Annotated in this window: 8 protein-coding genes; 5 read left to right on the top strand and 3 right to left on the bottom strand. The window is 42.6% G+C overall.

Features of this window, described 5'->3' with window-relative positions; genetic code table 11:
• Window positions 1-104: 104 nt before the first annotated feature.
• From IQE94_RS01300 to IQE94_RS01290, 3 genes are all read left to right on the top strand, one after another.
• A complete protein-coding gene (locus tag IQE94_RS01300) occupies window positions 105-1,919 on the top strand; it encodes an AIPR family protein (RefSeq protein ID WP_223342548.1) in 1,815 nt (604 codons plus the stop codon).
• A gap of 343 nt (window positions 1,920-2,262) precedes the next feature.
• Complete coding sequence (locus tag IQE94_RS01295) at window positions 2,263-2,484, top strand: DUF433 domain-containing protein (RefSeq protein ID WP_223342547.1); 222 nt, start codon at window positions 2,263-2,265, stop codon at window positions 2,482-2,484.
• 53 nt (window positions 2,485-2,537) lie between these two features.
• The gene (locus IQE94_RS01290; RefSeq protein WP_223342546.1) at window positions 2,538-2,834 is read left to right on the top strand and encodes a DUF5615 family PIN-like protein; all 297 of its coding nucleotides are present in this window, start codon (window positions 2,538-2,540) and stop codon (window positions 2,832-2,834) included.
• Between the two features lie 467 nt (window positions 2,835-3,301).
• On the opposite strand, the gene IQE94_RS18545 is transcribed toward IQE94_RS01290, so the two are convergent.
• Entirely contained in the window at window positions 3,302-3,427 is a 126-nt protein-coding gene (locus IQE94_RS18545; protein WP_255611339.1) for a hypothetical protein, read from the bottom strand.
• Window positions 3,428-3,507: 80 nt separating this feature from the next.
• On the opposite strand from IQE94_RS18545, the gene IQE94_RS01285 reads away from it, so the two are divergent.
• Window positions 3,508-5,007 (top strand): phospholipid carrier-dependent glycosyltransferase, encoded by a 1,500-nt coding sequence (locus tag IQE94_RS01285; RefSeq protein ID WP_223342545.1) that lies wholly within the window; start codon window positions 3,508-3,510, stop codon window positions 5,005-5,007.
• 100 nt (window positions 5,008-5,107) lie between these two features.
• Here the strand turns inward: IQE94_RS01285 and IQE94_RS01280 are convergent, their stop codons facing one another.
• Window positions 5,108-6,886, bottom strand: coding sequence for a hypothetical protein (locus IQE94_RS01280; RefSeq protein ID WP_223342544.1), 1,779 nt, complete (start codon window positions 6,884-6,886; stop codon window positions 5,108-5,110).
• Window positions 6,887-7,675: 789 nt separating this feature from the next.
• On the opposite strand from IQE94_RS01280, the gene recN reads away from it, so the two are divergent.
• Complete coding sequence (gene recN, locus IQE94_RS01275; protein WP_212715621.1) at window positions 7,676-9,430, top strand: DNA repair protein RecN; 1,755 nt, start codon at window positions 7,676-7,678, stop codon at window positions 9,428-9,430.
• A 69-nt stretch (window positions 9,431-9,499) separates the two neighbouring features.
• Here recN and gcvP read toward each other — a convergent pair whose 3' ends face one another.
• Window positions 9,500-12,451, bottom strand: a complete 2,952-nt coding sequence (gene gcvP, locus IQE94_RS01270) for an aminomethyl-transferring glycine dehydrogenase (protein ID WP_223342543.1) — start codon at window positions 12,449-12,451, stop codon at window positions 9,500-9,502.
• Window positions 12,452-12,504 lie beyond the last annotated feature (53 nt).

Genomic DNA, 12,504 nt, shown 5'->3' with positions numbered 1-12,504 from the left:
AAGTTGCTAATGAATAGGAGGCAGGAGGCCCAAATCAACCGGCCTCCTTCATCTTTACATTGCTTATAAGCGTTATTTTTTTTCTCTGAAACAACTCTAAAAAAATGGAAAAAATACCATCACAAATTGCATTTGAGGCTAGAGATGATCTAAGAAAGTATGGCTCGGACGCACTGGCACTATTTGCTCTACAACTTCGTTTCAGTATAGAAGATATACAAACCATTGCATATGATTCTATTATTACTGAGTGGAATAGTTCAAAATCTATAGCATTAACTGACAAAATAACGGGAGGTGACGATAAAAAATGTGATTTGGTTTTTATTGACCGAGACAATGGAACTGTTGTAGTTATTCAATCGGAAATCTATGAACATTCAAATAAACTAACAGCCAAAAAGAACAAGGCATCTGATCTTCATACTGCCGCATCATATATATTCAACAATTCTATCGAATCTATTCCTGATGGTTTGAAGCAAGTTGTACAAGAAATCCGCGAACTGCTCAACAATGATGAAATAGAATTAATTCAATTTTGGTTTGTACATAATAGGCCAGAATCAGAAATCATCAAAGATGAGCTTACTAGCGTCACAAATTCTGTTCTCGCATCCGTAAAAGCAAACTATAAGAATTCTAGTGTCATCAATATAGCATCCTTAGAAGTTGGCAAAAATACGGTCGATGCTTGGTATCACTCTCTAGAAAACTCAATACTTGTATCTGATGAGTTCTCGTTGACAATCTCCGAAGGTTTTTCTATTAAAGCTGGAGAATGGGAAGCTTTCGTTACTTGTATTCCTATTGCTTGGCTTCATGAACAATTTCAAACATATAAAGATAATTTATTTTCTGCAAATGTTAGAGGATACTTAGGGCGTACTAAAAACCACAAAAATATTAATAATGGAATACGACTAACTGCATTAGAAAATCCTGAAAACTTTTGGGTATTCAATAACGGAATTACAGTGCTGGTTCATGACTTCAAGGAAATTCAAGATGACTCCACGTCTTTAAAAAAATTGATAATTAATGGTTTATCAATTGTAAATGGAGCCCAAACCACTGGTGCAATAGGCAACTTAGATAATGAGCCTGAAGAAACAGGTTTCGTACAAATCAGATTTATTAAGTGTCCAAGTAAAGATACTGTCAAAAAAATTATTGAATTTAATAATCGACAAAATGAGATTGAACCCTCTGATTATCGAAGCAATGACCACATTCAAAAAAGACTAAGACAAGAGTTTGAGTCAATTCCAAATACGACCTATTATGGTCGCAGAGGTGGATCCGAAGATATTATTCGTCGTCCCAATCGAGGAACTAATATTTTTCTTTCTCTTGATACTGTCGCGCAGTCGCTTGCTTCATTTCATCAAGACCCAGTTATTGCTTATAACAACAAAGCAGACATCTGGCTAAAAGACGAATTATATTCTAGATACTTTTGTGATCTGACATCAGCCAAACATATTCTCTTTGCATTTTCTTTATTACGTGCCGTTGAAAATAAAAAAGACGCTTTAAAAAATAAAAAAGTTCTAGCTCCACTAATAGGGATTGAAGAAGAACAATTATCGTTCTTGACAAAAAGAGGTTCTCATTTTTTACTTGTTGCCGCTATTGCAAAGTGCCTTGAAATCTTGCTAGAGGAGAGTCTTTCAAACTATTTTTGTCTTTCCTTTATTGATCTTGATCCACAAATTTCAATTGCAAATTGGGAAAGTATTGTTGATGCGACTATTCCTTTCTGCAATATGTTATCCAATGCTGTTAGTAATAGTTTAAGTCAAGCAGAGTCGGCCAAATCATCTATTGATGCATTTCAAAGAATGATTGCTTCTACATTTCATGGTAATCAGCATACATATAAAGAATTCAAGAAATGTATTGAAATCAGTCGTTAAATTAAATGCCAGATCGGGAGAATTTGATTAAAATTTTAATAATAAGCCAAGCCAAGATTCAACATTATTAATTTTAGGAAAAAACACCAATGCAGATTAAAGACCTAACTACTCAGGAATTTAAAGACCTAATTCGTTTGACTATCATTGAAACCTTAGATGACTATCTTAATCAATCCTAATTAGACATGAAAACATTGCCAGTCATACAACAAAAAACAATCAAGATTCGTGAAAGTTGACAAAAAAATCATGAAAAGATTGGTGAATTGGAAGCGCATTAATTATTCGATTTAGATTGACCAAAGATTATTATTCGCAACATTTGTTAAGGGTAATTATTATGAATAAGATTCAAATTCATCCCGATATTTGCAATGGAAAACCAACAATTGCCGGAACCAGAATTACTGTGCAAACAATTATGGAATTTCTGGGCGCTGGAGATTCAATTTCAGATATCCTAGAAGAATACCCTAGCTTAACTGAAGATTATGTTTATGCCTGCCTTCAATTTGCGACCAAACTTATGGCTCGAAGCTACCAAATCAAAGAAATTGCATGAAGGGATATTTATTTGATGAAAATTTACCCGCAAATGTAACGTTTTAATCATCTTTGCCAATTTATCATGTCTCTAGTTTGGGAAAGAGTCCAACGGATAGCCACATTTGGGAATATGCTAAAGTCAATAGTCTAATTATCGTGACCAAAGATGCTGACTTTTCAGAGAGACTAATGATTGATGAATCTCCTGCCAAAGTTGTTCATTTACGTTTTGGCAATATGCGTAAAAAAGATTTTCATTTATTTTTAGCAAAAATTTGGCCAGAAATTGAAAACTTAGTCATGGACTACAAGTTAATAAATGTATACGTTGATTATATTGAGGCATTAATTGAGGCATTAAAATAACACCAATTTTGAAACCTGAACTTTAACGGCCATCTACTCGCCATCATGAAGAGAATTAAGCGGCGATCGCCAATTAGCTAAAGGGTATCTTGATATTCTTCGAGAAGTGCCTGAATATCCCCTAATTGTTGTCGGTGGAGATTGTTGGGGTCAAGTTGGTACTAGATGGTTGCAATACGGTATCTAGTTTCGATTCTAGTTCGGCGAGTTTCTCGTTCTTCTGACTTAGCTCTTCGTTGTGTTTCCTCAGTTCGGCGTTGCTGTTCCTCAAGTCGGACAAACCCCCGTAGGAGTTTATCCAAGACCACAAACGTGAAAGTAATCCCGGCGAAGCTAAGTCCTGCCCATTGGGGAATATGGAGTTGGTAGTTTCTGAGGTAGATGGTTTCATATTTGAGGGCTACTCCCGTTACAAACACCAGGATAGTGGTGATGATTGCTATAAAGGTTTGAAAGTCTAGCATTGCTTATTCCTTAGGACTTTTCCATTTTAGCAATACCTGATGATCGCCATTACCATCGCCAAGCACCATCCTATCCTCGATCGCCAGATAACTCCAGACCAAAAATGTCGCTGTAGAAAAAGCAGACAAAAAACAAGGCAAACCTCTGAGGTCTGCTTCTGAGATAATACTTACAAATCAAATGCGTAATTTTTACTGGCTATCAGTTTATGAAAGTACATTTTTATGAAAGATTAAGTAGGGATAAAATTCAATTTATTCTGTTATCTATTGTCATATTAGCCATTTCTTATTTTACTTACTTTCATAATTATAATTATCCCCAGGCAGTCTTTTGGGATGAAAATTATCATATTCCTGCAGCCCAGAAGTATCTTAACAGAACTTTTTTTATGTATGAGCATCCTCCACTGGGACCAATGTTAGTTGCCCTTGGAGAGCATTTACTACATTCTAATAATTTTTCCAATCAGTTTAATGATGTTTATTATGCTAAAGACTTCCCTACTGACTTTTCCTTTGCCGGTTATCGTTTTATTCCAACAATTTGTGCTTGGTTATTGCCCTTGATATTTTTTTTTATTACCTTAAATTTAGTGGACAATAAGATTATCGCTTTTTTATTGAGCTTTCTTGTTTTATTTGATAATGCAATGATTGTGCATTTTCGGGCAGCAATGCTAGATGCACCATTAATGTTATTTATCGCCCTTTCAGTTTTATTTTTTTTGTTAGCTTTAAAGAATAAAAAATATAATATATGCCTGGTTATTTGTTCAATTTGTCTAGGGATTAGCGTCGGTCTAGTAGCGACCACAAAAGTAACTGGATTAATTATCTTATTATTAATTCCACTGTTATTTTCTAAGCTATTTCCTCATTGGCAAAAAGTCACTTTGTCATTGGGAATTGTCTTGATTAGTTTTATCATGACGTTCGTCATGGTTTGGCAAATACATTTTTCTATTGCCAAAAATATTAACCCAAATTTAGATAATAGTGGATATTTTAATATTTCTACAGAATATCGAGAGTTAATTGATCAGAATAAACAGAATGAAATTTGGTCATTTCCTTTAAGACTCCAAGAGCATTTTAAGCACGTAAAAAATTATCAAAAGGGCGTACCGAAATTAGATTTAAGCAAGCCAGATGAAAATGGAAGTCCGAGCTTATTTTGGCCTTTGGGAGCCAGAGCAATCAACTATCGCTGGGAAACTACCGACGGTGTTTTCTACAAATACCTATACTTGCAGGTCAATTCAGTGGTCTGGTTTTTGGGACTCAGTGGATCGCTGGGAACAACAGCATTGATTTTTGTTTATATCTTTTTTCCATTACGGGAACCGCTTAAAAATAGATTCCTAGTGGCTACTTTTTTGCTTCTTTACTGGAGCTATATGGTTATCATTAGTCAACTGGGTAGGGTAATGTATTTATATCATTACTTCCCAGCGCTGTTATTTAGTTTTTGCTTGTTTGCTCTTTTGGTGGAGGAAGCAAGGCAAATAGGAAACTTAGTATTAAAAACTAAATACAAAATTTTGATTTTAGCAATGTTGTCAGCAGCAATTTTGGTCTCATATCGTTTTTATAGTCCATTAACCTATTATCAACCTTTAAATGATGAACAGTTCCGCCAGCGCATGATTTTCCCTCTTTGGGATTTACGATGTGTAAATTGTGCAAGAACAGGATTTTACAAATAAAAAAATTAAAGGCATACAACTAAGGCATGCCTCTAACAATCATGAGTTGTTGCTTCGGAATCAGAATTCTATTGAGATAAGAGATCTAGTTAGTTTGACACTAGCGACAAGATTTTTGTCCGTTGTTCCATTTGCCGCCAGCGGCAATACAAGTCACACGATCAGTAATTGAACTAAGGGGAAGGGCAGAACTAACGCTAGACTGAGCGCTTGATGCCATGGAACTGGCACTGGATGTCGTACTAGATGCGGTACTGGAAACCTGCGAACTGATACTAGAAGCAGCACTTGACGCTATGGAGCTAGAACTTGAAACACCACTGACCAGGGGAGGTTGAGAAACAAGACGACCGCCTTGGGCAAGGGGAGATAAGCTTGGCACAGTGCCAGTGGTACTGGTTTCCAAAGATTGCCATGTTGAGCTGGCTCCTATGGCTGGGATAGGATAGGCAGAAGAAGTGGTATTTGTAAATTCGTTGGGAACGGTGTTTGAAGGCTGGGTGGAAACTATCGCTAATTTGCCATTGTTTGATCCACAACTGCCTATCTTGCCGAAGCTCTTAACAATGAAAGTACCGTAAAAGTTACCATTGCCAGTTTTACCAAGGGCATAGTTAGGAGCAAGAACAAAAGCGTCCACTGCCCTATCAGAGTTACCGTTCATGCAAATTTCGCCACCAGATGACTTCATACCGAAAATTTGTAGATTCGTCGGAACACAACCGGCTGTGGTTTTGCAGTTGCTATTGACACTTGTTGTTTTAGGAATATCTCCATAAAGATAAATTCTGTATTTTTTACCACCACTGTGATCCAGGGTAATATCCCCTAAATTTGAAGGACTGCTGTAATAGTAATAGCCATCGGCCGCCTGTACCTCTCCAACTCTTGGCAAAGAGGCTGAGCCAGTCAATGTATAGGGGGTGACCCCTGTGGGAACGCTAGGAATTGATGGCATTGGGGCGTCAGTTCTATATGCTTCATAGCCTCTCGATTTTTGTGCTGCATTTAATTGACCCATGTAGGTGTTTGAAATATTTCCACCACAGTCGCTGATGGCAATGTCGCCATCAATTGTGCCAGCACTGTCATTGTAACTAGTTTCCGGTTTGCTTAGATCGTTAACCCCTCCCTCTTTAACCCATAATCCGGGAGAAATCGTGCTCACGTCAAAGGGAGTTTCACCCGATTCTGGAGTGACGGAAATAGGGAATGTAGTTGTGATAGTTGTCTTCGCTTCTTTACCCGGAACCTCACCCTCAACGGTCATTTGGGCTAACCAACTACTCTCTGACGGAGGATAATAGCTTTGTCCAGTGGAAGAATCATAGCCTTGATAGCTAAAACTTGTCAGACGAAATCTGCCTTTGCTAGAGTCTCCTGCAACTAAATCTTTCCCTGTCACTGCTGCGGTGCGAAGATCTTTCAGTGCTGACTTGATTTGGGTTTCCTTTGCCGTAATTTCAGCTGAGGTAGGAGGAGTCCCGCTACTACACGCGCTATTACCGGCTGCTCCACCTCCAGAAGCCAAGTTCGTTGCAACTTTTGTCACATATTTTTGGAGATCAGCATCATTAATCGCAACTGTGCCATCACCGTTGATTGTTATTGCCGTTTCCCATTTATCCTTAGGATACAAAGCCATAAACTTTGAGCCCAGTAAAAAATTTTGTATCTGTGTCACTCCAGCTTCAGCTACTGCCTCAGATTGTTGCTTCATCGCTTTAGAAGTGACCTGATTTTGGTCATTCATCCCCTTCATGGCGATCGCCGCCGCCGCCACGGTAATCACCAACCCTCCCATGATCACCATGGGCATGGCAAAACCGGCATTACGTTTGGAAGCAGTGAGGAAATTGAGAAAAAAGCGAGTATTCATGACTGATCTTCAACTGTAAGTAAAAATAAGGTAGGCGAGACAGGAAAGCAATCAATAACTAAAAATAAAAGACAAAGAAGTTAAATTAAGGACACTCAACTGTATTTATCGCTTGGATCTGAGCCAACTCTCCTCAACGACATTTCATCTCACCAAGCTATATATATTCTATTACTCTGTTTGACTCAGGGATGTGATCCAGATCACAGCCTTCTAGCCCCTCAATAAACCCTGATCCCAACCTACCCAGAAGAGATCACAAAAGTAGCAGACAGGTTACAAATAATTTAGATTAGAAGCCTAAACCCCTTGCTGAATAAGAATCCTAGCTCAATTAAATATACCCTACTGGGGGATAAGGTATTTGGTAACTGAACCAGAAAAGAGTGCTCCATCCAACACAAATAAAAGTGCGAGCCGGCAATGGCTCTAGATAAATTAGCACCTTGCCCCAACCCCCCTTGTCAGCAAGCAAATTTAAAGATTTTTTAAAGACTTTTTAAGGATTAGTTAAAGTTAAGGTTGGGAAAAAGTTAATTAATTTTCATTGCTCATTGGAGTTAATATCGATGACATCCCTTGTCGTTTCTGTTGCGGAGTCAGCGTTCCCCGGGGATTCAAACACCACTACTCGGTCACGACCCTGGTGCTTAGCCATGTACAATCAAACTTCATGCCGAGTTGGGTATGAAAAGCCAGCGTACTTTAATTTGCACTTGTATTCTAGGCTTAGTTATTGTAAAAGGCGCTCCTTCATAGCAGAATGTTCAAACCATCGGCCAATTCTCCATGCTACTATCCCTGCGAATTATTAATTTTGCTTTGATTGATTGCTTAGAAATTAATTTCGAGCAAGGCTTAAATGTATTGACGGGGGAAACCGGAGCTGGGAAATCAATTTTGCTTGATGCTATTGATTTGTTACTAGGGGGAAAAGCTGGGGCCAGGGTTTTGCGTCAGGGTTGCCCCAGTGGATCCATTGAGGGGATTTTTACCGCTACCCCTGCCATTGACCAATGGTTAGCGGCCCAGGGCATTGAACCGTTAGAAGATAGCACCATTGCTTGCACCAGAGAATTTAGCAAAAAAGGAAGCTCATTAAATTCCCGTTCCCGTCTTAACGGGGTGTTGATAAATCGACAGGTTTTGGCAGAATTGCGGAGCCAATTGGTGGAAATTACAGCCCAGGGACAAACTCAACAATTATTAGATCCTAGTCAACAACGGCAACTACTGGATTTATTTGGTGGGCAAAACTTATTAGAAAAACGTCAAGCTGTGGAAGCAGCCTATAGAGAATTTACCCAAGCAAAACAAGCTTTAACGGCCAGGCAACAATCGGAACAAAATCGTTTACAACGGTTGGATTTTTTAACCTATCAGTTACAGGAATTAACAGAAGCTGAATTAACCGATGGCGATGAGTGGGAATTGTTAATCCAGGAGCAAGAAAAACTTTCCCATGTGGTGGAGCTACAGCAGTTAAGTTACCAAGCCACTCAACTTTTGTACCAAAGTGAACGGGATACCCCGGCGATCGCCGATCTATTGGGAGATGCGGAGGGACAGTTGCAAACCATGGCGGAATTTGACAGTGCCCTTAATCCCTTATTGGAAATGATACAAACAGCATTAACCCAAGTAATTGAAGCAGGACGGCAAGTGCAACGCTACGGCGATAATTTAGAAGCCGACCCAGAGCGGTTGGGGGAAGTGGAAGCAAGGCTGCAAGTATTGAAAAGAATTTGCCGTAAATACGGCCCCAGTTTAACCGAAGCCATTGCTTACCAAGAAAAAATTCAAGCTGAATATGACCAGTTGGCGGATGGAGAACAATCCCTAGCCCAGTTGCAAGAAGCATTGACTGAGGCAGAGCAAAAATTAATCAAGCATTGTGGTCAGTTAACTTTAATCCGACAAAAAACAGCCCAAAAACTAGAAAAAAGATTGGTACAGGAACTTAAACCTTTGGCCATGGAAAAGGTGATTTTCGTTTGTCAATTGGAGTCCACCCCTCCCAGTAGTTTTGGTGCAGAACAGGTGGTGTTTTATTTCAGTCCTAATACGGGGGAAAAAATTCAACCCTTAGCGGCCACCGCCTCCGGGGGGGAAATGAGCCGCTTCCTCCTTGCTCTCAAAGCCTGTTTTAGTGACCTGGCTCCCCCCAGCCAAACCTTAATTTTCGATGAAATTGATGTGGGTGTATCTGGCAAAGTGGCCCAGGCGATCGCCGACAAACTAGCCCAACTGAGTCAACGTCAACAACTCCTCTGTGTCACCCATCAACCGTTGGTGGCGGCTTTGGCCGATGCCCATTTCCATGTGGACAAAGTAGTGATTAATGAGAACATTGCCGATCCGGTGAACCCCCAGCTTGATGAGGATTTACGCACCGTTATTCGCATTACTCCCCTCCAGTCCGATGGCGATCGCCAACAGGAATTAGCCCAATTAACTGGGGGCCATTCCGCCAAAGAAGCGTTAGCCTTTGCCCAATCTCTACTAGAAAAATCCGCTGCCCGCCGCCAAGCCTCCCAGGTTTAACTGCCACTGGCAAATAAAGTTGAGACCAATTTGTTTGTCCCCCCCACCTCACCGTTGCCCTGACTCCGGTTAATTTTCCTTGTAAGCTTCCATACCCTCGCAGGAGCAAACTAAATGGCGATCGCCGTAGGTGTTATTAATGCGGCCAACGGCGGGCCAGAATTTAAACTGTTTAGTCCAGGGGGCGGGGTAGGCGGCCTGTTCCTGGTCGTAGGGATGGTTCCATTCACCACAGATGAGGGATTGGGCCGTATGGGGGGCATTTTTCAAGGGGTTATCAACGGGATCAATTTCCCCATGGACGATCGCCTGGGCCTCTTGGTAAATGGTAATCATGGCATCACAAAAACGGTCTAATTCCGCCAGGGATTCACTTTCCGTCGGTTCCACCATCATGGTGCCCAGCACCGGCCAAGACACCGTGGGGGCATGGAAACCAAAATCCATTAAGCGTTTGGCCACATCTTCCACCTCGATCGCCGCTTGTTTTTTCAGAGGGCGCAAATCAAGGATGCATTCATGGGCCACTAAGCCATTATTACCCTTGAATAAAATGGGGTAATAATTTTCCAATCGCTTAGCCATGTAATTGGCGCTGAGGATAGCCACCTCTGTCGCTTTGGTCAAACCTTGAGGGCCCATCATGGCAATGTACATCCAAGAAATAACTAAGATGCTGGCACTGCCGTAGGGAGCGGCGGAAATCATGCCAATGGACTGATCTTCTTCTGGGGTTGCAGCAAAAAAATTTAAGCTAGTCCAGGGTAAAAATTCCTGCAAATGGGCCTTAACTCCAATGGGTCCCATCCCGGGGCCGCCACCGCCGTGGGGAATGCAAAAAGTCTTGTGTAAATTGAGATGGCACACATCCGCCCCAAAGTCAGCGGGACGACATAACCCCACCTGGGCATTCATATTGGCCCCGTCCATATAAACTTGGCCGCCAAAGCGATGCACAGTATCACAAATTGAGCTGATGGTAGCTTCAAATACCCCATGGGTGGAAGGATAGGTCACCATCAAGGCCGCCAGGCGATCGCCGTACTTTTCTGCTTTCCCGGTTAAATCCTCTACATCGATGTTTCCTTCCCCGTCGCATTTCACCGGCACTACCTGCATGCCGCACATCACCGCACTAGCCGGATTGGTGCCATGGGCAGATTCGGGGATTAAACAGATGTTGCGTTGTGCTTCTCCCCGACTGAGATGATACTGACGGATCACTTGCAAACCGGCATATTCTCCCTGGGAACCGGCATTGGGCTGCAAAGAAATGGCATCAAAACCGGTGATTTCTCCTAACCAAGCTTCCAACTGGGCAAATAAAATCTGATAACCTTCCGTTTGACCGGCGGGGGCAAAGGGGTGAATTTTGCCAAATTCGGGCCAGGTAACGGGCATCATTTCCGCTGTGGCATTGAGTTTCATAGTGCAGGAACCCAACGGAATCATGGAAGTGTTCAGGGCTAAATCCTTGCTTTCCAGTTGATGGAGATAGCGCAATAATTCCGTTTCTGAATGGTACTGATTAAAAACGGCATCCTGTAGGTAAGGACTCTGACGGGTTAAATCTGCGGGAAAACTTGTTTTAACTTCCGACCACAGTTCTGCCGGTGTAAAGGATAAATCATCCTTGCCAGCAAAAATTTGCCACAGATCGAGCAGATCCTGCACTGTCACCGTTTCATCTAAGCTAATGCCCACTTCCCCAGGGGCCAGGGGTCGCAGATTAATTCCTCGTCCCTCTGCCGCTTTTAAAATCGCTGGGGCACTCTGTTCCCCTACCCCCACCCGCAAGGTATCAAAAAAGTAATCGTTGTTGAGGCTGTAATTTAACCGCTTTAAACCGATCGCCAATAGGGCTGTCAACTGGTGAATTCTCAGGGCAATATTTTTTAAACCCGTGGAGCCATGGTACACACCGTACATGGAAGCCATCACTGCGAGGAGAACTTGGGCAGTGCAGATATTACTGGTGGCTTTGTCGCGACGGATATGCTGTTCCCTGGTTTGTAGGGCTAAACGGAGGGCGGGATTACCATGGACATCCTTGGAAACCCCCACAATGCGCCCCGGCATTTTCCGTTGATATTCGGCCTTGGTGGCAAAGTAGGCGGCGTGGGGCCCACCATACCCCAAGGGAATGCCAAACCGCTGGGTACTGCCCACCGCAATATCGGCCCCCAATTCACCGGGGGGAGTCAGCAGGGTGAGACTGAGGGGATCGGCGGCCAGGGTAACCAAGGCTTGGTCTTGATGGGCTTGGTCAATGAAACTGCGGTAATCATAGATGGCCCCATCGGTGGCGGGGTATTGCAGTAACGCGCCGAAAATGGGCGTGGAGAAGGAAAAGGTGCGGTGATCGCCCACAATCACGTCAATGCCGAGGGGATTGGCCCTGGTTTTAATCACTGCAATGGTTTGGGGATGGCAGTCCTGGGCAACAAAAAAAGCATTAGCTTTGCTTTTACTCACTCCATAACTCAAGGCCATGGCTTCGGCGGCGGCGGTACCCTCATCCAACAGAGAAGCATTGGCAATTTCCAACCCAGTTAAATCCATCACCATGGTTTGAAAATTCAACAGCGCTTCCAAGCGACCCTGGGCAATTTCTGCTTGGTAGGGGGTATAGGCTGTGTACCAGCCGGGATTTTCTAAAATGTTCCGTTGAATAACCGGCGGGGTGATGGTGTCGTAATACCCCATGCCGATGTAGGAGCGAAAAACTTGGTTTTTGGAAGCAATGGATTTCAACTGGGCGATCGCCCCATACTCACCCTGGGAAGCGGGCAGTTTGAGGGACCGGGAGAGGCGAATGGCCGGGGGCACCGCTTGGTCAATCAAATCCTCCAATGCATCAAAGCCCAACGTCTGGAGCATCTGCTGTTGTTCCGTTTCTCCGGGCCCTAGGTGGCGTTCCAAAAAACTATCCGCCGGAGTCAACTTTCCTTCTAGCTGGTTCGGGTCAACGGCGATCGCCTCGGAGGTGGGGACAACAACGGCGGACTCTAGGTTGGGCATAATGGCGGAGTAGGGAAAGGGTGAACGCCTAGACTGGATCTGTCAAAAAATGT

The organism is Synechocystis sp. PCC 7339, from assembly GCF_019924095.1.
Taxonomy (GTDB): Bacteria; Cyanobacteriota; Cyanobacteriia; order Cyanobacteriales; family Microcystaceae; genus Synechocystis.
The sequence above is the reverse complement of the archived record's forward strand: the minus strand, read 5'-3'. Positions and strand labels throughout refer to the sequence as shown.